Source organism: Mesorhizobium sp. WSM3879 (assembly GCF_002294915.1).
Taxonomy (GTDB): Bacteria; Pseudomonadota; Alphaproteobacteria; order Rhizobiales; family Rhizobiaceae; genus Mesorhizobium.
In genome coordinates this window covers 484,673-504,247 of the sequence record NZ_NSFZ01000001.1, presented here as the reverse complement: position 1 = coordinate 504,247, position 19,575 = coordinate 484,673, and the positions used below count along the sequence as shown (strand labels likewise).

Below are 19,575 nucleotides of genomic sequence, written 5' to 3'. Positions count from 1 at the left end.
GGCCAAGCGCCGCCGGTTTTCGTTCGCGATTTGGCCTGATTAGAGGCCGGGTACGAACCAAGGGTTCACGTCGATACCGAGCCGCGGGCCCTTGGTCGTCTGGATGTTGGCGGCATCGGGCTTTTCCACCGAGCCGGTCGCGGCGCAGTCGAGCGCCTGATTGGTGTGAGTCTGGGTGCAGGCCGCAGGGGCGTGCTTGGCCGGCTGGCTCCCGCCAGCGAAAGCGGCGCCCGAGAAAGCCAGCAAGGCAGCGAGCGCGAGGATTGTCTTTTTCATCTTTCCGTCTCCAATCGTACATGTACGACACAACGTACAGATACGGTTAATGGAAGCTGAATTCAAGAGGGAATTTGTACGCGTACGACAAATTAGCTTGAACCGAGTAACTGGCGTCGCAAATCAAGCGACCGGCGTTGTGTCAAGCCGGCGAAGCCGGTCAGCAGTTGACCGGTGTTTCGGTGAGCGGGGGTATGTCCTGCGCCGACAACGAGGCCAGCATGAAGTCGCACATCCGCTTCACATAGGCCTGGGGGTCGCCGAACGGATAGAAGGGAAAGGTGATCAGCAGCGAGATCGTGCCGTGGCCAACGGTCCACAGCATGGTGGCTATGGCGCGCGGGTCGCCTTTGAGCTCGCCGGCTGCGACGCAGGCCTCGACCCTTTTGATCAGCACCTTCATCGCTGGGTTGCTCTCTTCCATGTCCTCGTAGCTGCGGCCCTCCGGAAGCCGGGTCTTCTCTGTCATGAAGACGGTGCGGTATTCATTGGGATTGCCGAGCCCGAAGGCGGCATACTCGGTCATAACAGCCCTCAGCGCCTCAACGGGATCGTCAGCCGGATGTCCCTCGATGCGGCGGGCAAGCGTTTCGAACGCGTCCTCGGCGAGCGCGAACAGGATATCCTGCTTGTCGGCAAAATAGGAATAGACCGACATCGGCGCGTAGCCGACCCGCTTGGCAAGCTTGCGGATGGTAAGCCCTTCGTAACCCTCTTCCTGGACGAGCTTGTGAGCTGCGTCGACCAGTTCGGAACGAAGCTCGGCTTTCTGTTTCTCGCGGCGTTTCTGAACGCTCAGCGGCAATTTCCGCCTGCCTTTATGGTTGGTTGCCTGACAAAATTATATACGCTGTACGGAAACGGACAAGGGAGCGGCCTGGTTCCCCAAGATACGCCCTAACGCTTTGTTCCTACTTAATTCCGAACAGGAAAGCCGCTACCCACTTTTTCCCGAACTGGATCGCGCTAATGCCGCCGTCCAGCGCCAGCGCATGGCCGCTCGCTCTCAGTGGCGAAGGCTTTGGCCGCGCCGCTACCGAGGCCGCCTGCCGCACCGGTGATCAGCACCGCCGCTCCATCGAAACGGCCCGTGGCTTGGCTCCCTCAACTTTTCTTGTCAATCAGTTCCACCGCCAGCGCGGCGAGCAGCTTCACCGCCTCGCCATAGGTCCTGGCCTTTTCCGGGTTGGAGGCATTGCCGTCCAGCGCGCGGCGGTAGACACCCTGGCAGATCGCCGCCAGGCGGAAGAAGGAGAAGGCGAGGAAGAAGGTCCAGTTGCCGATGCCGTCGATGCCGCGCCGGCGGCAATAGGCGGCGACATAGGCCTCCTCGGACGGCAGGCCGATCGAGGCGCGGTCGATGCCGTCTAGGCCGCGAAAGCCCGACCCATGCGGCAGCCGCCATTGCATGCATTGATAGGCGAGGTCGGCAAAGGGATGGCCAAGCGTCGACAGTTCCGGCATATGCGTCTCTAGCCAGGTCATCAGCCGATCCATAGCGGCTATGCTTTCGGTTTCGGAGGCGCGGTACTGACTTGTCCAGCGCGCGAACTGGCGCTGGAAATAGCTGCCGGGCTTGCCGAAATCGCCTAAGCCCACAGCCTCGACATCGACTTGGTGCAGGGCGGCGAGGGTCGCATTCATGGCGTCGTAGATCGCGGCACGCTCGTCATTGCCGGATGTATCCGGCAGCGACGGATCCCAGAAGATGCGCCCGTCGAGGAACTCCATGACGTAGAACATGCGGCCGATCGGCGTCATCTCACCTGAAAGATGGAGCATGCGCGGCACCGGCACGGAGGTCGTGCTCAGCGCCTGCATGATCCGGAATTCGCGGTCGACCTGATGTGCCGATTTCAGCAACTGCCCCGGCGGCTTGGCGCGCAGCACGTAGCGGCCGCTGGCGGCGGTCAGCAGATAGGTCGGGTTCGACTGTCCGGACTTGAATTTTTCGGCCGCGCAAAGCTTGGAAAAACCAGGCACATGCGCTTCGAGATAAGGCGCAAGCGCTGCTTGGTCGAGCGCGTTGGCGTCGCCGCTCATGCGGTCTCGGGCTGGCGCTCGATCAGCGTCAGGGTCAGCCAGCGCGCGGTGAGCGCCGGCTTCTTCGATCCTTCGATCTCGATGGTGACGTCGTGCGCCGTCTGTACCCATCCCGAAGGCCGCACCTTGACGTCGGCCAGCACGAAATGGGTGCGGATGCGCGAGCCGGTCTTCACCGGCGCCAGGAAGCGCAGCGTGTCGAAGCCGTGATTGACGCCCATCTTGGTGTTTTCGATCGGCGGCATGGTCTCGAAGGTCATGGCCGACAGCAGCGACAGCGACAGGAAGCCGTGCGCGATGGTGCCGCCGAACGGCGTCTCGCGCGCGGCCCGTTCCGGATCGCAATGGATGAACTGGTGATCGTCGGTGGCGTCGGCGAACTGATCGATCATGCGCTGCGTCACCGTGCGCCAGGGCGACACGCCGACTTCCTTGCCGACGCTGGCCAGAAGCGTATCGAGACTGATCGGTTCCACGCTGATGTCCTCCGCACCCCGCCCGGATCGCGATTGCTTGAACCGGGCGTCCTACTCCTTGAACAATGTCATCCCGTGCTGCACCGACTGGCCGCCGTCGATCGGCAGGATGGCGCCGGTGACATAGCTTCCGGCACGGCTGCACAAATAGAGCGTTGCGCCGGCAATGTCATCCGCCACGCCGATGCGGCCGAGCGGAACATGGCTGCCGACACGTTTCGCCTGCTCCTCCGTGGCGGTGGCAAAGGCCGTCATCCGGCTCTGGAAGGGACCGGGCGCAAAGGCGTTGACGGTGATGCGGCGGGCGGCGAATTCGATCGCCAGCGTGCGCGTCAGGTGATGCACCGCAGCCTTGGAGGCGGTGTAGGAATAGGCATCGTCGGCCAGCGGCTGCGTGCCCATCACCGAGCCCAGATTGATCACGCGGGCCGGGTCATCGTCGCTTGCTGCGGCATCGAGCAGCGGCAAAAGCTCGCGCGTCAGATGGAAGACGGCGGTGACGTTGACGCCGAACACCTTGGTCCAGGCGTGGTAGGGAAACTCTGCGAGCGGCGCGCCCCAGGAAATGCCGGCATTGTTGACCAGGATGTGCAGCCGGTCCGTTCGGACCTTCACCTCGGCAACCAGCGCGGCGATGCCCGCTTCGCTGGACACGTCGCCGGCAAACCCCTCGGCCCGACCGGAGCTGCCCTGCGCGTTGATCTCGTCGGCGACCCGCACACAGTCCTCGCCCTTGCGCGAGGCGATCATCACAGTGGCGCCGGCCTGCACCAGTCCGGTCGCCACCATGCGGCCGATGCCTGTTGCGGCACCGGTCACAAGCGCGGTCTTGCCGGCGACCGAGAACAGCTTGTCGAGATAGCTCATCCAAATTCCTCCCGCGCGCCTCGTCCCGGCCGGAACCGAAGGACTCGCGTTGACAAGGCTAGCCGAAGTACGGTCATCCTTGCCACGGATAAAGGAGCGAAAGGGTCGGAACCGATGGCGGACATGAACCTCGGCATGACCGAGCGGCTGAAGCCGATCCATCAGCGCGTGGCCGCGATGGTGCGCGACGAGATCGCGCCGCTCGGCGAGGAGTTTCTCGCCGAGGTCGGCAGAAACGGTGACCGCTGGACTTACACGGCCAGGCAGACCGAAATCCTCGAAGGGCTGAAGAAGACGGCGCGGGAGCGCGGGCTGTGGAACTTCTGGCTGACCGATTCCAAGCGCGGCTACGGCCTGTCGACGGTCGAATATGCCTATCTGGCGGAGGAGATGGGCAAGGCGCATCTCGGCGCCGAGGCCTTCAACTGCTCGGCGCCCGATACCGGCAATATGGAAGTGCTGGAGCGCTACGGCTCAAAAGAGCACAAGCGGCAGTGGCTGGAGCCGCTGCTCGAAGGGAAGATCCGCTCGGCCTATCTGATGACCGAGCCGGACGTCGCCTCATCCGATGCCACCAATATTTCGATGCGCTGCGAGCGGCAGGGCGACGACTATGTGCTTAACGGCGAGAAATGGTGGGCGTCCGGGGCCGGCGACCCGCGCTGCGCCATCTATATCGTCATGGTGAGGACCGGCTCGGACGAGGAGCCGCAGCATCGCCGGCATTCGATGATCCTGGTGCCGGCGGAGAGCGAGTGGATCACCAAGCTCCGTCCAATGCAGGTCTATGGCGACGACGACGCGCCGCATGGCCATATGCATCTAAGGTTCGAGGATGTGCGGGTGCCGGCGGCGAACCTGATCCTCGGCGAGGGCAGGGGCTTCGAGATCGCGCAAGGACGGCTTGGGCCAGGCCGCATCCATCATTGCATGCGCGCGATCGGCCAGGCCGAGATGGCGCTGGAGATGCTGTGCCAGCGTTCGGTGCGGCGCGAGGCGTTCGGCCAATCGCTGGCAAAGCTCGGCGCCAATTTCGACATCGTCGCCGAATGCCGCATGGAGATCGAGATGGCGAGGCTCTTGTGCCTGAAGGCGGCTTGGATGATCGACCAGGGCGATGCACGCGCTGCGGCCCCTTGGATCAGCCAGATCAAGGTGGTAGCGCCGCGCGTCGCGCTCAAGGTCACCGACGAGGCGGTGCAGATGTTCGGCGCGCAAGGCATCAGCCAAGATACGCCGCTCGCCCGCTCGTGGACGCATCTGAGAACTCTGCGGTTGGCCGACGGGCCCGACGCCGTGCACCGGCGGCAGGTGGCGCGCGCCGAGCTCAGGAAATACACGCAGGAGAAGATCTGACCGCCATGACGCTTCCATCGGAAATGCGAGGCTTGCTGCTTGTCGGCGACGGCTACAGCAAAACGCCTTCGGCCAGCGTGCTGGAGGCGATGGAGCCTTATTTGAAGCCCGGCAGCATCGCCGTGCCGGCGCCTGGTCCGACACAAGCGCTGATCAAGGTCAGTCTCGCCTCAATCAACCCGTCCGATATCGCCTTCATCACAGGGCAATACGGCCAGCCCCGTGTGCAGGGCCGGCCGGCCGGATTTGAGGGCGTCGGAATCGTGGCCTCGACTGGCGACGATCCATACGCAAAAAGCCTTGCGGGCAAGCGCGTCGCCTTCGCCACCGGGGTGTCGAACTGGGGTGCTTGGGCAGAATACGCGGTCGCCGAGGCGGCTTCCTGCATTCCACTGCTCGACACGGTGCGCGACGAGGACGCCGCGGCGATGATCGTCAATCCGCTGACCGCCTTAGCCATGTTCGACATCGTCAGAGAGGAGGGTGAGAAGGCCTTCATCATGACTGCCGGCGCCAGCCAGCTCTGCAAGCTGATCATCGGGCTGGCGAAAGAAGAGGGTTTTCGGCCGATCGTCACCGTGCGCCGCGACGAGCAGATCCCGCTGCTGAAAGAGCTGGGCGCCGCCCATGCGCTCAACGAGAAGGCGGCGGATTTCGAGGCCGCGCTGCGCGAGGTGATGAAGGCGGAGCAGCCCCGCATCTTCCTGGACGCAGTGACCGGACCGCTCGCCTCGGCCATTTTCAACGTCATGCCGAAGCGCTCGCGCTGGATCGTCTATGGAAGGCTCGACGCCGAGGCGACAGTCATCCGCGAGCCCGGCCAACTGATCTTCCAGCACAAGCGCATCGAAGGCTTCTGGCTGGCCGAATGGATGCGGCAGTTCCGCGACCGGCTCGGCCCGGCGGTGCTGGAGGCGCAGAAGAGGTTTTCCGACGGGCGCTGGTCGACGGATGTGACGGCGGTGGTCCCGCTGGACGAGGCCATTGCCAGGCTGCCGGACGAGCTGGCCAAGCCGAACGGCAAGGTGTTTGTTAAGCCCTGATCAAAATAACTCGAGGTCGCGTCTATGAGGCTACGGTGGTTTGTCGGATTCGTCCTGGTGTCAATGGCAGGTACATTTAGTGCCGAGGCCGCCGACAAGTTCCCGCCCATTTGGCGCAAGTCGATGACCAATGATCCGGGTACGAACTATTTTCTCAATAAATATTCGGCCTCTTTGAATGATCCAGCATCGACCGCAATTAGAAATATCATGCTGGCGCGCGTCGTCGGCTCTGAATGCCAGTCATCGCGGCTCAGCAAGGCCAAGGTCAGGGCCTATCGCGATAGCATGCTCGGCTCGCTTTCGTCGGATGCATTGAAAGCGGCTGCATTCGCAGCCGGCAGCGAATTGCGCAACTTCGACTATGAAACGCTCGCGCATCTTTGTGCCGGCATCGATTATCAGTTTGGGCCGAAAGGAGTGCTCATAGCGGGTGCCGTTTCGTCAGGCAAAGGCGAGCCAAGATATTCCTACGATCAGCGCAATCCATACATTCGGCTGCCCGAATTCACCGGCAAGTAGCTGAGCTGCCTGGCTCGTGCTCGTCCACTATTCCGCCGGCTCGACATTGGCATAGGCGGCTTGCTCGAGTTCGCGCTTCACACGGGCTTCCTCATGCGCCTTGGGCGTGACGAAGCGGCCAAGCAAGAGATAGGCGACAGGGGTCAGGAAAAGCGTGGAGACGGTCGCCAGGCCAAGGCCGCCGACGATCACCCAACCGAGCGCCACGCGCGCCTCGGCGCCTGCGCCTGAAGCCAGCACCAGCGGCACGCCGCCGAGCACGGTGCAGATCATCGTCATCATCACCGGGCGAAGGCGAATGGTGGCGGCCTCTTCGATCGCCTCGCGCACGCCAAGCCCGCGGTCGCGCAGCTGGTTGGCGAACTCGACGATCAGGATGCCGTTCTTGGCCATGACCCCGACCAGGAGGACCAGGCCGATCTGGCTGTAAGCATTGAGGCTGGTGCCCGACAAGAGCAGCGCGAAGATGGCGCAGGCGAGCCCGAGCGGCACTGTCGCCATGATGATGACGGCGCTGACGAAGCTCTCGAACTGGGCTGCCAGCACCAGAAGGATGATGACCAGCGCGAAACCGAAAATGGTCGCCATGGCGCTGTTGCTCTCGCCAAGCGTCGCCGCTTCGGCCAGCGGCACGATCCGCGCGTCCGACGGCAGCAGCGGTGTTGCGATCTCCTCGGCGCGGGTCAGCACATCGCCGAGCGCGAAGCTGCCGCCGAGATTGGCGGTGATCGCCACCGACGGCTGCTGCTGCTCGCGAGTGAGGGACGGCGGCACGGCGCGCTCGGTCAGCGTGGCGATGGTCGACATCGGCACGAAGCGGCCGTCCGACGTTTTGAGGAAGATATTTTCCAGATCCGTCGGATCGTTGATCGGATTGGTGGTCGAGACCAGCTTCACGCCATAGCTGCGGTCGGCGATGTAGACGTCGACGACATCGTTGCCATCGAGCATTGCCTGCAGCGTGTCCGCAAGCCCGGTGATGTCGATGCCGAGGTCGGAGGCGCGCTCGCGGTCGATGGCAACAGCAAGCTGCGGCTGCGTAAGGTCGACGGAAAGTCGCGGTGCTTGGAAGCGCGGATCCTGCCGCATCTCCTCGACGATCTGCACCGCCGCCGCGCTTAGCGCCTTGCGGTCGTTGCCGACCAGGGCGAATTGCAGGCCGCTGCCGGCGCCACGGATGCGAAGGCTGTTGGGCTGAACCGGGAAAACGCGGACGCTTGGCACCTGCTTCGTTAGGCGGCTGATCTCGGCCATGATCTCCTGCTGGCTGCGCGTCCGCTCGGCCCACGGCGCCAGCGTCATCACCATGAAGCCGCTATTGTAGGCGCCGTTGTTGCCGGCATTCGCGAAGGTGCTGCGGATCTCGCCGGAATCGCGCAAAGGCTGGATCAGCCGCTCGATCTTGCGCATCTGCTCGGTCGTGTAGTCGAGGCTGACTCCTTGCGGCGCGTTGATGCGCAGCAAAACGACGGCGCGGTCTTCGGTCGGCGTCACCTCCTGACGTATCGTGCCGAACAAAGTGAAGGCGGTGCCAGCGAAGAGCATAGCGACGAGCACTACGATCCAGGGGGCGCCGAGGCAGGCATGCAGGCAGCGCTTGTAGAGCCGATGCAATGCGCCGCCGATGCGAGCGCCCACGCCGCTGCCACCTTCGTGGTGAGGAGAGGCGCTGGTCAGCATGCGCGAGGCGAGCATCGGGCAGAGCGTCAGCGCCACGACGCAGGAGAGCAGTACCGACATCGCCAGCACGAAGCCGAACTCGCGAAAGAGCCCGCCGGTCTGTCCCGGCAGGAAGGAGATCGGCACGAAGACGGCGACCAGGGTCAGCGTCGTGGCAACGACGGCGAAAAAGACTTCCTGGGTGCCGAGCACGGCGGCCGCGCGCGGCCCCATGCCCTCGTTGCGGCGGCGCACGATATTTTCGAGCACCACGATGGCGTCGTCGACGACGAGGCCCGTCGCCAGAACCAGCGCCAGCAGCGTCAGGATGTTGATGGAAAAGCCGGCGAGGTAGATCGCGGCGATGGTGCCGATCATGGCGACCGGCATCGACAGGCCCGGGATCAGCGTCGCGCGCCAGTCGAGCAGGAAGGCGTAGATGACGATCAGCACGATCGAGACGGAAAGCGCGAGCGCGATCTCAACCTCATGCACCGCGCCGTTGACGAAGACGGCATCGTCGCTGGTGACCTTGATCGACATGCCTTGCGGAAGATTTGCCTGGAGTTTCTCGACGGCGGCCCTGACGCCGGTCGATATATCGAGCGTGTTCGACTCCGCCTGGCGGATGATGCCGAGGCCGATGCCGGTTTTGCCGTCGGAGCGCAATGAGGTCTGGCCGATGTCGGGGCCGAGCGTCACGGTGGCGACGTCGCGGATGCGCGTCGCGCCGCCGATGACGATGCTCTCGAATTCCTCCGGCGTGGTCACGTCGGCCGTCGTGCGCACGACGAGGTCCTGGTTTGTGGTGGTGATCGAGCCGGCCGGGGAATCGAAGGCGACGGAGGCGAGCGCCTTGCGCAAATCCGCCACGGTGAAGCCATGGCTTGCCAGCTTGTTCTGGTCGACGTCGATGCGGAAGATCTTGTCGCGGTCGCCGGATACCTGAACGTCGGCGACCCCTGGAACGGCGGCGAGCTCGTCCTCGATGCGGTCCTGGACCAGCACCGTCATGTCCTGCACCGACATGGTGTCGGACGTGACCGCCAGCCGCATCACCGGGTCGGAATTGGCGTCGGCCTTGACGATGCGCGGCGCATCGGCGGTCTCGGGCAGTTGGTTGGTGATGCGGCTGACGGAATCGCGGACATCGGAGGCGGCGACATTGAGATCGACGCCGTCGTTGAACTCGATGGTGACGCGGCTCTGGCCGAAAGATGAAGTCGACGAGATCGACTTGACACCCGAGACGCGCGCGACGGCGCCCTCGATCGGGTCGGTCAACTCGCGGTCGACGGTTTCGGCGGCCGCGCCCTCGAAGGTGGTGTTGACGGTGATGACCGGGCGGTCGACATCCGGCAGTTCGCGGATTTCGACGCCCCAGAAGGCTGCGAGGCCGGCGACCGCGATCAGCGTATTGAGCACGAAGGCCATGACCGGCCTGCGGATGAAGAGCGCGGTCAGGCCCGATCCCGCGGTCTGGTCGCCGGCGGCGCTCATGAGCCTTCGGCCGCGGTGGCGCGGTCCTCGCCGGCGATCCGGACGTCGCCGCCTTCGCTGACAGTCTCCGTGCCTTCGGTCACCACCATATCGCCGCTCTCGACGGGAGCATCGATCAGCACCGTCTCGGTGTTGCGCTGGATGATGCGCACCGGCACGCGCTTTGCCTTGCCGTTTTCGACGGTCCAGATATAGGCGCCGTCGGTGCCCCACTGGATGGCCAGTGGGCTGACGGCCGGATAGGTGTCGCCGGGGAATTTCATGGCAATCTGGAACGACATGCCGGCGCGCAGCGAATCCGCCGGGTTGGCGATCGTCGCCTTGACGAGCAGCGTGCGGCTGTTCTCGTCGATATGGTTGTCGATGGCCGAAACCGTGCCGGAATAGACCTGGTTGGGGTTGGCCAGCGGCGTGGCCGACAATCGCTGTCCGACCTTTACGGCGGCGGCAAAACGCTCCGGCACCCAGAAATCGACCAATATGCTCGAGCGGTCGTCAAGCGTGGCGATCGCCGACTGGCTGGTGACATAGTTGCCGGCGGCGATCGGCAGGATACCGACAGTGCCTTCGATAGGCGCGACGACCGAGCGGCGCTCGAGCGCGAGCTCGGCATCGCGCAGCGCCAGCTTGGCATTGGCGAGCGCCACCTCGGCATCCGCGACGGCAACTTGCGTGGCGGCATTGGAGGCTCGCAGCGACTTGACCCGATCGAGCTTCGCCTGGGCGTCGTCGAGCGCGACCTTGGCACGGTCGCGCGCAATCACTTCCGTCTCCGAATCGAGCCTGGCGATGACGTCGCCTTTTTCGATATGGGTGCCGGACTGCACCGGCAGTTCGGTGAGGCGGCCGGAAGAGTATGGATTGACGGTGACTGTCGCATTGGCGCGGCCGGTCCCGATCGCCTGAAGCCTGTCGTTGATGGTGGCGGTGCCGGCAGGGGAGGCGACAATGGTCACGATCTGGCCGCCGCGGTTGCGACCGGACCGGGCCGAACCGGTCTCGATGCTTCCCGTGGCGGGGGGCGTCGCCGCAATCGCCCAGTCCATACCCCAGCGTGCCAGTACCTCAGGCGCGCCGGGATAGAAGCGCGCCCAGGCGGCCGCAGCGGCAACCACGATCACCAGCGCAAGAACAATCTGTTTCCAGCTCGACATTGACACTCCAGCGGCAGAATCGTCCGCCGGTTCCAAGTGGAAGCAGGCTGAGCGACGATACGGCGTGAGAGCGATACCGGCCACGCCACATCATAATATCAGCGTTTTATGGCAATTATCACGCAAACGTGCACATTAAATCTCGGTAACGTGAAGCGGGATCATCGCTTCGGTCGCATCTTTTGCCGCAATTTGGGGGGCGCCGGCCGCCATTCGGTTAAAGCAAAACCGAACGGAAGCCGTTGCACGCTACCTGGAACTGCCTAGCGCAGGCTCTCCAGGTCGCGGATGCGCTTGGCGCCGGCGGCTTCGAGTTGCCTTGTGACCGCGCCGATCAGCGTTTCGGCGACGACAAAGAGGGCGGCGGACGAATCCCAGGCCGAAGGCACGGCGGTACGCCCGGCGATCACATGGCGGGCGAAGCGGGCGATCGGCGAGAGCCACTGATCGGTGAAGAGCACGATTTGGACGCCGCGCTGGTGCGCCTTCTCGGCAAAGCGGAGCAGACTTTCCTGGTAGCGCCTGATGTCGAAGATAACCAGCACGTCGCGCTTGCCCATGTCGATCAACCGGTCGCGCCAGATGCTCTCCTGGCCCGCGAGGTGGTAGACGTCTGGCTGGATGATGGCGAGATGGGCTGCCATGTAGCGCGCCAGCGGATCGGTGAAGCGGCCGCCGATCAGAAAGGTCTTGCCGCGGCGCTCGGCAAGCCGTGCGGCAATGTCGGCCAACTGCTTGTCGGTAAGGTGCCGGAACGTCTCGCGCATGTTGTCGAGCGTCGCCTCCAGCATCGGCGAAACGGCGCCGCCATTGGCGGGCGACGCCGAGTTGAGCGTGCGAGAGGCCGGCGACTGCAATTGCGCGGCCAGTTCATCCTGCAGCGCCGATTGGAATTCGGGATAGTTCTGGAAGCCTAACCTGGCGACGAAACGCAGAATCGTCGGTGAGGAGACTCCCGCCGCGGTCGAGAACTCGGCCACCGTCTTCAGCCCGGTCAGCGGATAGTTGGCAATCAGCGTCTGCGCGGCGCGGCGCTCGCCTGCCGGCATGGTGCCGATGCGGTCCGAAATCAGTTCGGCAATACTGGAGATCATCGTTTTCCCCACCCTTTGACCCGGTCGCCGCCGTTTTCGGAATTCCGCGTTTGACAAAGCCGCGTAAACTGTATGAAATCATTCACAGGGGCGCAATGAGGCAAATTACGTAACATAAGATACAGCGCTCCCGAGGGGACGGCAGTATGGAGAAAGCACGGCGCGCCAGCCTTGCACCGTCGGAGACCGTGAGGGTGACCAACCCCGGCGGCTCGAGCCCCTTCGTCCTCACCTGCGATCACGCCTCGAACTTCCTGCCCGCCGAATTCGGAACGCTCGGGCTGCCCGCCGAGGATCTCTCCCGGCATATCGCCTGGGATCCGGGCGCGCTGCCGGTCGCCAGCCGGATGGCCGACGCGCTCGACGCCACGCTGGTCGAAACCCGCATCTCGCGCCTGGTGATCGACTGCAACCGCCCGCTCGACGCGCCGGACCTCGTGCCGCCGGTCAGCGAGGCGACGGCCATTCCGGGCAATTCCAATCTCTCCGGCAAGCAGCGCGCGGAGCGGATCGATCTCGCGTGGCGTCCGTTCCACGACACGATCGCTGAGATCATCGAGCAGCGGCTGGCGCTCGGGCAGGAAACGCGCCTGGTGTCGGTGCACTCCTTCACGCCGGTGTATAAGGGCAGGAGCCGTCCCTGGCATATCGGCATCATCCATGACGACGACCGCCGGCTGGCGGCGCCGCTGATATCGGCGCTCAAGCGGCTCTCCGGCGTCACCGTTGGCGTCAATGAACCCTATTCGCCGGCCGACCGCGTCTATTTCACGCTGGAACGGCACGCGCGCTCGCGCGGCCTTGCCTGCGCGATGATCGAAATCCGCAACGACGAGATCTCCGGCGAGACCGGGCAGCGGAAATGGGCGGATCTGCTCACAGGCATATTCTCGAATCTGGAGCCCGAGGAGGCCAGGGGCTCCCGACAACGCGCAATGGGAAAGTCAGTACAGTCGGCCAGCTAAGAAACCACAGGGGACTTCCAACATGGCAGCAAATGACTACACCGAAGTCGACAAGGCTGAGGACATACAAGTCCTCCACAGCATGGGCTATGCCCAGGAACTGGAGCGGCGCCTCAGCCGCTTCTCGAATTTCGCGGTTTCCTTCTCCATTATCTGCATCCTGTCCGGCGGCATCAACTCGCTGGCGCAGGCGACCTCCGGCGCCGGCGGCATCGGCATCGGCATCGGCTGGCTGGTGGGCTGCTTCGTGTCGCTCACCTTCGCGGTCGCCATGTCGCAGATCAGCTCGGCCTATCCGACGGCCGGCGGCCTCTATCACTGGGGCTCGATCCTCGGCAATCGCGGCACCGGCTGGGTTACCGCCTGGCTCAACCTGCTTGGCCTGATCACCGTGCTCGGCGCCATCAATGTCGGCACCTGGACTTTCTTCGTCGGCGCTTTCGGGCCGGCGCTGGGCATTGAAAACAACCTGACCACCCAGACGATCTTCCTGGTCATCATCACCGGCGCGCAGGCGCTAATCAACCATCTGGGCATCAAGCTGACGGCAAAGCTCACCGACTTTTCGGGCTATCTGATCTTCTTCGGCTCGATCCTGATCGCGGTGGTCTGCCTGCTCTCGGCCGAGACCTGGGACTTCAGCCGCCTCTTCACCTTCCACAACTACTCAGGCGATGCCGGAGGCGGCGTGTGGCCGCAGGTTTCGAACGCCTGGGTCTTCGCGCTTGGCCTCCTGCTGCCGATCTATACGATCACCGGCTATGACGCCTCGGCGCACACGTCGGAGGAAACCATCAAGGCGGCTTCTTCCGTGCCGCGCGCGATGGTCATGTCGGTCATCTGGTCGGCGCTGTTCGGCTACCTGTTCCTGGCTGCCTTCGTGCTGATGATCCCGAACATGGACGAGGCCGCCAAGCAGGGCTGGAACGTGTTCTTCTGGGCCTTCGACCAGCGCGTCGGAACCGGACTGAAGGAGTTCGTCTATCTCGTCGTGTTCCTGGCACAGCTGCTGTGCGGCCTTGCCACCGTCACTTCGGCCTCGCGCATGATCTTCGCCTTCTCGCGAGACGGCGGCCTGCCGGGCTCGGCAGCGCTTTCCAAGGTCAGCCCGACCTATCGCACGCCCGTGGCGGCGATCTGGACAGCCTCGATCCTGTCGGTGCTGTTCGTGTGGGGCTCGTCGGTGGTCTCGGTCGCCGGCACCTCGGCCTACACGATTGTGGTGTCCTGCACCGTCATCTTCTTGTTCCTCTCCTTCACCGTGCCGATCGTGCTCGGCATGATGGCCTGGGGGACGCCGAAGTGGGACAAGATGGGGCCGTGGAACATGGGCCGCGGCATCTTCATGCTGTTCGGTCTGCTCTCGATCGTGTCGATGATCCTGATCTTCGTCATCGGCATCCAGCCGCCGAACGACTGGGCGCTCTACATCACCGTCGGCTTCTTCATCCTGACGGCGGTCGTCTGGTTCGCCTTCGAGCGCAACCGCTTCCAGGGGCCGCCGCTCGGCGACATTATCGCGGCGCGCCAGGCGGCGATCAAGGCGGCAGAGCAGGCGGTCGGCGAGACCGGCCACTGATATCGAACATCATCACCCTGGCCGGCGTCACGCCGGCCAGGGCTTCGTTTCTCCCTTTCAATCGACAAGTGTTGGAGTGCCAAAGGAATGGCCGGGAATTTCTCGTTCGATCAGTTGAAGAAAGCGGTCTCGAACGGCGAGGTCGACACGGTGCTGGCCTGCATCGTCGACATGCAGGGCCGGCTCGCGGGGAAGCGCTTCCTGGCCCAGTATTTCGTCGATTCCGCGCATGGCGAGACGCATGGCTGCAACTATCTGCTGGCCTGCGACATCGATATGGAGCCGGTGCCAGGCTACAAGGCGGCGAGCTGGTCGAAGGGTTATGGCGACTTTGTCATGAAACCCGACCTGTCGACGTTGCGGCGCGTCCCATGGCTGGAGAAGACGGCGCTGGTCATCTGCGACGTGCTCGATCATCACGACCATGGGGACCTCGCGCATTCGCCGCGCGCGATCCTGAAGAAGCAGGTCAAGCGCCTGAGCGAGCGCGGCTATATCGGCTACTTCGCCTCCGAGCTCGAATTCTACCTGTTCAGCGAAACCTATGAATCGGCGCGCAGGAAGCACTGGCAAGGGCTCGACAGCGCTTCGCCCTATATCGGCGACTACCAGATCGGCATCACCACCAAGGAAGAAGGCGTCATGCGCCGGCTCCGCAACGAGATGGAGGCAGCCGGTATCCCGATCGAAAATTCCAAGGGCGAGTGGGGTCCGGGCCAGGAAGAGATCAATGTGCGCTATGCCGAAGCACTCGAGATGGCGGATCGCCACGTCATCCTGAAGAACGGCGCCAAGGAGATCGCCGATTCCGAAGGCAAGGCCATCTCCTTCATGGCCAAGTACAACTACGGGCTCGCCGGCAATTCCAGCCACATCCATAATTCGCTGTGGAGCGCCGACGGCGGGACGCCGCTGTTCTTCGACAAAAACGCCGAATGGACGCTGTCGAGCCTCGGCCAGCAATGGGCGGCCGGCCAGCTCAAATACGCCAAGGAGTTCACCTGGTTCCTGGCGCCGTACATCAACTCCTACAAGCGCTTCCAGGCCGGCACCTTCGCGCCGACCAAGATCATGTGGAGCGAGGACAACCGCACGGCGGGATTCCGGCTGTGCGGCGAGGGTACCAAAGGCATCCGCATGGAATGCCGCATCGGCGGCGCCGATCTCAACCCCTATCTCGCCTTCGCCGCGCTGATCGCGGCCGGTCTCGCCGGCATCGACGAGAAGCTGGAGCTGCAGAAGCCGTTTGTCGGCGACGCCTATCAGGCGTCGCAACTGCCGGAAATCCCGAAGACGCTGCGCGATGCCGCCGAGACGCTGGAAGGCTCCACGATGCTGAAGCAGGCCTTCGGCGAGGAGGTAATCGAGCACTATGTCCACACCGCCCGCTGGGAGCAGTTCGAATACGACCGCCGGATCACGGATTGGGAACTGCACCGGGGGTTTGAACGCTACTAAAGCTGTAGTCGAACGTTGACTGAACCTAACTAAAGCTGTAGTGTTGGCTGGTTGAGTTCGGGAGCGTGAGAATGGGAAAGTATTCGCCTTTGCGTTCGTATCTTATGGCTCAAACCGGCGAGCGGGTTCCGATGTCGTTCAGCGACATCGAGAAGCTGCTTGGCGAAAAGCTACCGGCGTCCAAGCAGTATCCGGCTTGGTGGAGCAATAACCCCAGCAACAATCCAATGACAAAGGAGTGGCTGGCCGCGGGGTTCCAGACTGAGTCCGTCAATATAGCGGGCGAAAAACTGGTCTTTCGGCGCGTTCAGCCAGGTTCCGGCACTTCAAAGGGGTTCGGCGAATCGGCTCAGGCCGAGATCGGCGGGACACCGACACGGCACCCGATCTTCGGCTGCATGAAGGGAACGCTTACTATCCTCCCAGAGGTCGATCTGACGGAGCCTGTCGAGCAGGATTGGGGCAAGGTCTATGAAGACTGAGAACCTTCTGTTGGACACTTGCGCGGTCATCTGGATCTCGCAGGACGAACCGATAGCCGATGCGGCGACAACGGCTATCAGCAAGGCTCCTCAGTCCGGCACGCTGAACGTATCGGTCATGTCGGCATGGGAGATGGGCATGCTGGTGTCGAAGGGCAGGTTGCCGTCCACGAAGACGCCCGACCGTTGGTTCGACGAGTTCGTTGAGGCGGCGGCCGTCACAGTGGAAGGGGTGACGCCACGTATTCTCATCGCGGCCTCCTACCTCCCAGGTGTCGTTCACAACGATCCAATGGATCGAATTCTGATAGCGACCGCGCGCGAGCGCGATTTGACTATCGTAACCCGTGACAGGGCCATTTTGGCCTATGCCGCGCAGGGTCATGTCAGAGCCATCGCCTGCTGAAAGAGTCAATTTGGAGACGTCTTCTTGGATACCGTAAAACTTAAATCACCCATCGACGGCTCGATCTACGCCGAGCGGCCGGTCGCGACGGATCAGGCGATCAATGCGGCGGTAGAGAGAGCCAGGGCGGCGCAGGAGAAATGGGCCGAGACACCGGTCGCCGAGCGCGGCAAGTACATGCTGGCGATGCTGGAAGCGCTGGTAGGCATCAGCGACGAGATCGTGCCCGAGATCGCCTGGCAGATGGGGCGGCCGGTGCGCTATGGCGGCGAGTTCGGCGGCGTCAAGGAACGCACCAGCTACATGGTCGAGATCGCGGAAGCCGCGCTGAAGCCGATCATGGCCTCCAATCCGAAGGACGGCTTTCGCCGCTATGTCAAGAAGGTGCCGCTCGGCGTCGTGCTGGTGATCGCGCCGTGGAACTATCCTTATCTCACCGCGGTCAACACGATCGTACCGGCGCTGATGGCCGGAAGCGCGGTCATCCTCAAGCATGCGGCGCAGACGCTGCTGGTCGGCGAGCGCTTCCAGCAGGCGTTCGACAAGGTGGGCCTGCCGAAAGGCCTGTTCCAGAACCTGGTCATGAACCACGACCAGACCGAAAGGCTGCTCGGCTCGGGCAAGATCGATCATGTCAACTTCACCGGCTCGGTCGCCGGGGGCCGCGCCATCGAGAAGGCCGCGGCCGGCACCTTCATGACGCTCGGCCTCGAGCTCGGCGGCAAGGATCCGGCATACGTTTTGCCCGACGCCAAAATGGACCATGCGGTCGCCAATCTGGTCGACGGCGCCTTCTACAATTCCGGCCAATGCTGCTGCGGCATCGAGCGCGTCTATGTGCACGAAAAGGTCTACGACGAGTTCGTCGAAGGTTTTGTCGCCGAGACCAGGAACTGTGTCGTCGGCAATCCTCTGGAGCAGGCGACGACCATGGGTCCGATGGCGCAGGCACGCTTCGCCGACCTGATCCGCGAGCAAAAGGCAGAGGCGCTGCGCAAGGGCGCCAAGGCGCATATCGACATGAAGGTGGAGAACGACAGGCCGGGCTCGCCCTATCTGGCGCCGGAAGTGCTGACCGGTGTCGACCACCAGATGAGCGTCATGCGCGAGGAAAGCTTCGGGCCGATCGTCGGCATCATGAAGGTGCGCGACGACGAGGAAGCCATCGCGCTGATGAACGACAGCCCCTATGGGCTGACGGCCTCGATCTGGACGCGCGACACCGAGCGCGCCGTGGCGATCGGCGACCGTGTCCAGACAGGCACCGTGTTCATGAACCGCTGCGACTATCTCGATCCGGCGCTGGTCTGGACCGGCGTCAAGGACACCGGCAAGGGCGCGGCGCTGTCCGCCATCGGCTACGACAACCTGACCCGGCCGAAATCCTATCACCTGCGCGAAGCGATCTGAATTCGAAAGACAATCCATGTCCAAGCTCACCTCCAAATGGAACTACCCCACCACCGTCCGCTTCGGCGCGGGGCGCATCAAGGAACTGCCGGACGCGCTGGCCGCGGCAGGCATCAAGCGCCCGCTTTTCGTCACCGACCCGGGCCTGGCGAAGCTGCCCGTCGTCGCTTCGACACTGAAGATCCTCGACGATGCCAATGTGCCTTATGGCGTCTTTTCCGAGGTGAAGCCGAACCCGGTCGAGTCCAACCTGACCGCCGGCATCGCCGTGTTCAAGAAAGGCAAGCATGACGGGGTCATCGCTTTCGGCGGCGGCTCGGCGCTCGACCTCGGCAAGCTGATCGCCTTCCAGGCCGGGCAAACGCGTCCGGTATGGGATTTCGAGGACATCGGCGACTGGTGGACGCGCGCCAACTCGGATGCGATCGCGCCGATCATCGCGGTGCCGACCACGGCGGGCACCGGTTCCGAGGTCGGCCGCGCCGGCGTCATCACCAATGAAGAGACCCACACCAAGAAAGTCATTTTCCACCCCAAGCTTCTGCCGGCGATCGTGATTGCGGATCCGGAGCTGTCGGTCGGCATGCCGCCCTTCATCACGGCCGGCACCGGCATGGACGCGCTCGCCCACTGCCTCGAAGCCTATTGCGCGCCGGGCTATCATCCGATGGCCGACGGCATCGCCGTGGAAGGCATCCGGCTGGTGTTCGAAAACCTGCCCGAGGCCTTCGCCAACGGCAAGGATCTGGTCGCCCGCGCGAATATGATGAGCGCGGCCGCGATGGGCGCGGCCGCCTTCCAGAAAGGGCTGGGCGCCATCCACTCTCTGTCGCATCCGATCGGCGCGCTCTACGACACCCATCACGGCATGACCAATGCGGTGTTCATGCCCTATGTTCTCGCCTTCAACCGCGATGCGATCGAGGATCGCATCGCGCGGCTCGCCGCCTATTGCGGCATCAAGGGCGGCTTCGATGGCTTCGCAAAAGCCGTCATCAAATTGCGCAAGGAGCTCAAGGTGCCGCATGCGCTGCCCGGCCTGATCAAGGGCCTCGACATGGACAAGAACCGCAAGACACTGATCGCCGACATGGCGGTGGTCGATCCGACCGCCGGCGGCAATCCGGTCAAGCTCACCAAGAAAGGGGCGCTTGCTCTGCTCGAAAATGCCATCGCAGGGTCTGTGTAAACCAATTTGCAGCGGAAAGTTGATCTGGAAACGAGGGGAAAGGAAAGGGCAACGGGCGGAATGCAAGGAGGAGAATAATTAGCCGGAAAAAGAATC

18 protein-coding genes are annotated in these 19,575 nt (G+C 63.5%); 10 read left to right on the top strand and 8 right to left on the bottom strand.

Features of this window, described 5'->3' with window-relative positions; genetic code table 11:
• Positions 1 to 39: 39 nt before the first annotated feature.
• The 5 genes from CK218_RS02420 to CK218_RS02400 all read right to left on the bottom strand — a co-directional run bounded on the left by CK218_RS02420 (position 40) and on the right by CK218_RS02400 (position 3,662).
• Entirely contained in the window at positions 40 to 276 is a 237-nt protein-coding gene (locus CK218_RS02420; protein WP_095781090.1) for a DUF680 domain-containing protein, read from the bottom strand.
• A 160-nt stretch (positions 277 to 436) separates the two neighbouring features.
• Positions 437 to 1,081 (bottom strand): TetR/AcrR family transcriptional regulator, encoded by a 645-nt coding sequence (locus CK218_RS02415; protein WP_095826739.1) that lies wholly within the window; start codon positions 1,079 to 1,081, stop codon positions 437 to 439.
• Between the two features lie 299 nt (positions 1,082 to 1,380).
• The gene (locus tag CK218_RS02410) at positions 1,381 to 2,319 is read right to left on the bottom strand and encodes a phosphotransferase (protein WP_095826738.1); all 939 of its coding nucleotides are present in this window, start codon (positions 2,317 to 2,319) and stop codon (positions 1,381 to 1,383) included.
• Positions 2,316 to 2,801 carry a MaoC family dehydratase gene (locus tag CK218_RS02405; protein ID WP_277816115.1) on the bottom strand — a complete coding sequence of 162 codons (486 nt, stop codon included), beginning with the start codon at positions 2,799 to 2,801 and terminating at the stop codon, positions 2,316 to 2,318. The genes CK218_RS02410 and CK218_RS02405 overlap by 4 nt, the downstream gene beginning before the upstream one ends.
• Positions 2,802 to 2,846: 45 nt before the next feature.
• Positions 2,847 to 3,662: an SDR family oxidoreductase gene (locus CK218_RS02400; RefSeq protein WP_095826737.1), complete on the bottom strand. Its 816-nt coding sequence runs from the start codon at positions 3,660 to 3,662 to the stop codon at positions 2,847 to 2,849.
• Positions 3,663 to 3,776: 114 nt separating this feature from the next.
• Between CK218_RS02400 and CK218_RS02395 the strand changes: the two genes are divergently transcribed.
• The 3 genes from CK218_RS02395 to CK218_RS02385 all read left to right on the top strand — a co-directional run bounded on the left by CK218_RS02395 (position 3,777) and on the right by CK218_RS02385 (position 6,583).
• Positions 3,777 to 5,018, top strand: a complete 1,242-nt coding sequence (locus tag CK218_RS02395) for an acyl-CoA dehydrogenase family protein (RefSeq protein WP_095826736.1) — start codon at positions 3,777 to 3,779, stop codon at positions 5,016 to 5,018.
• Between the two features lie 5 nt (positions 5,019 to 5,023).
• The gene (locus CK218_RS02390) at positions 5,024 to 6,061 is read left to right on the top strand and encodes a zinc-binding dehydrogenase (RefSeq protein WP_095826735.1); all 1,038 of its coding nucleotides are present in this window, start codon (positions 5,024 to 5,026) and stop codon (positions 6,059 to 6,061) included.
• 63 nt (positions 6,062 to 6,124) lie between these two features.
• The gene (locus tag CK218_RS02385) at positions 6,125 to 6,583 is read left to right on the top strand and encodes a hypothetical protein (protein WP_067002590.1); all 459 of its coding nucleotides are present in this window, start codon (positions 6,125 to 6,127) and stop codon (positions 6,581 to 6,583) included.
• A gap of 27 nt (positions 6,584 to 6,610) precedes the next feature.
• On the opposite strand, the gene CK218_RS02380 is transcribed toward CK218_RS02385, so the two are convergent.
• From CK218_RS02380 to CK218_RS02370, 3 genes are all read right to left on the bottom strand, one after another.
• Complete coding sequence (locus CK218_RS02380) at positions 6,611 to 9,742, bottom strand: efflux RND transporter permease subunit (RefSeq protein WP_095826734.1); 3,132 nt, start codon at positions 9,740 to 9,742, stop codon at positions 6,611 to 6,613.
• Positions 9,739 to 10,896 carry an efflux RND transporter periplasmic adaptor subunit gene (locus tag CK218_RS02375; RefSeq protein ID WP_067002585.1) on the bottom strand — a complete coding sequence of 386 codons (1,158 nt, stop codon included), beginning with the start codon at positions 10,894 to 10,896 and terminating at the stop codon, positions 9,739 to 9,741. Before CK218_RS02375 ends, CK218_RS02380 begins: the two co-directional genes overlap by 4 nt.
• 263 nt (positions 10,897 to 11,159) lie before the next feature.
• Entirely contained in the window at positions 11,160 to 11,990 is an 831-nt protein-coding gene (locus tag CK218_RS02370) for a MurR/RpiR family transcriptional regulator (RefSeq protein WP_067002767.1), read from the bottom strand.
• A gap of 146 nt (positions 11,991 to 12,136) precedes the next feature.
• Here CK218_RS02370 and CK218_RS02365 point away from each other — a divergent pair, with 146 nt between their 5' ends.
• From CK218_RS02365 to CK218_RS02335, 7 genes are all read left to right on the top strand, one after another.
• Positions 12,137 to 12,955 carry an N-formylglutamate amidohydrolase gene (locus tag CK218_RS02365; RefSeq protein ID WP_095826733.1) on the top strand — a complete coding sequence of 273 codons (819 nt, stop codon included), beginning with the start codon at positions 12,137 to 12,139 and terminating at the stop codon, positions 12,953 to 12,955.
• Positions 12,956 to 12,977: 22 nt separating this feature from the next.
• Positions 12,978 to 14,534, top strand: a complete 1,557-nt coding sequence (locus tag CK218_RS02360; protein ID WP_067002581.1) for an amino acid permease — start codon at positions 12,978 to 12,980, stop codon at positions 14,532 to 14,534.
• A gap of 87 nt (positions 14,535 to 14,621) precedes the next feature.
• Positions 14,622 to 15,992, top strand: a complete 1,371-nt coding sequence (locus CK218_RS02355) for a glutamine synthetase family protein (RefSeq protein ID WP_095826732.1) — start codon at positions 14,622 to 14,624, stop codon at positions 15,990 to 15,992.
• Positions 15,993 to 16,063: 71 nt separating this feature from the next.
• The gene (locus CK218_RS02350) at positions 16,064 to 16,474 is read left to right on the top strand and encodes a hypothetical protein (protein ID WP_095781101.1); all 411 of its coding nucleotides are present in this window, start codon (positions 16,064 to 16,066) and stop codon (positions 16,472 to 16,474) included.
• The gene (locus tag CK218_RS02345; protein ID WP_095826731.1) at positions 16,464 to 16,880 is read left to right on the top strand and encodes a type II toxin-antitoxin system VapC family toxin; all 417 of its coding nucleotides are present in this window, start codon (positions 16,464 to 16,466) and stop codon (positions 16,878 to 16,880) included. Before CK218_RS02350 ends, CK218_RS02345 begins: the two co-directional genes overlap by 11 nt.
• A 24-nt stretch (positions 16,881 to 16,904) precedes the next feature.
• Entirely contained in the window at positions 16,905 to 18,290 is a 1,386-nt protein-coding gene (locus CK218_RS02340) for an aldehyde dehydrogenase family protein (protein ID WP_095826730.1), read from the top strand.
• A 16-nt stretch (positions 18,291 to 18,306) separates the two neighbouring features.
• Positions 18,307 to 19,479, top strand: a complete 1,173-nt coding sequence (locus CK218_RS02335) for an iron-containing alcohol dehydrogenase (protein WP_095826729.1) — start codon at positions 18,307 to 18,309, stop codon at positions 19,477 to 19,479.
• The last annotated feature ends 96 nt before the right edge of the window (positions 19,480 to 19,575 follow it).

What these genes read in the sequence shown, in the direction of transcription:
- CK218_RS02385 (WP_067002590.1), top strand. Translation starts at nt 6,125, where the DNA reads ATGGCAGGTACATTTAGTGCCGAGGCCGCCGACAAGTTCCCGCCCATT.
- CK218_RS02380 (WP_095826734.1), bottom strand. Translation starts at nt 9,742, where the DNA reads ATGAGCGCCGCCGGCGACCAGACCGCGGGATCGGGCCTGACCGCGCTC.
- CK218_RS02375 (WP_067002585.1), bottom strand. Translation starts at nt 10,896, where the DNA reads ATGTCGAGCTGGAAACAGATTGTTCTTGCGCTGGTGATCGTGGTTGCC.
- CK218_RS02420 (WP_095781090.1), bottom strand. Translation starts at nt 276, where the DNA reads ATGAAAAAGACAATCCTCGCGCTCGCTGCCTTGCTGGCTTTCTCGGGC.
- CK218_RS02335 (WP_095826729.1), top strand. Translation starts at nt 18,307, where the DNA reads ATGTCCAAGCTCACCTCCAAATGGAACTACCCCACCACCGTCCGCTTC.
- CK218_RS02370 (WP_067002767.1), bottom strand. Translation starts at nt 11,990, where the DNA reads ATGATCTCCAGTATTGCCGAACTGATTTCGGACCGCATCGGCACCATG.
- CK218_RS02400 (WP_095826737.1), bottom strand. Translation starts at nt 3,662, where the DNA reads ATGAGCTATCTCGACAAGCTGTTCTCGGTCGCCGGCAAGACCGCGCTT.
- CK218_RS02355 (WP_095826732.1), top strand. Translation starts at nt 14,622, where the DNA reads ATGGCCGGGAATTTCTCGTTCGATCAGTTGAAGAAAGCGGTCTCGAAC.
- CK218_RS02365 (WP_095826733.1), top strand. Translation starts at nt 12,137, where the DNA reads ATGGAGAAAGCACGGCGCGCCAGCCTTGCACCGTCGGAGACCGTGAGG.
- CK218_RS02360 (WP_067002581.1), top strand. Translation starts at nt 12,978, where the DNA reads ATGGCAGCAAATGACTACACCGAAGTCGACAAGGCTGAGGACATACAA.
- CK218_RS02410 (WP_095826738.1), bottom strand. Translation starts at nt 2,319, where the DNA reads ATGAGCGGCGACGCCAACGCGCTCGACCAAGCAGCGCTTGCGCCTTAT.
- CK218_RS02350 (WP_095781101.1), top strand. Translation starts at nt 16,064, where the DNA reads ATGGGAAAGTATTCGCCTTTGCGTTCGTATCTTATGGCTCAAACCGGC.
- CK218_RS02395 (WP_095826736.1), top strand. Translation starts at nt 3,777, where the DNA reads ATGGCGGACATGAACCTCGGCATGACCGAGCGGCTGAAGCCGATCCAT.
- CK218_RS02390 (WP_095826735.1), top strand. Translation starts at nt 5,024, where the DNA reads ATGACGCTTCCATCGGAAATGCGAGGCTTGCTGCTTGTCGGCGACGGC.
- CK218_RS02345 (WP_095826731.1), top strand. Translation starts at nt 16,464, where the DNA reads ATGAAGACTGAGAACCTTCTGTTGGACACTTGCGCGGTCATCTGGATC.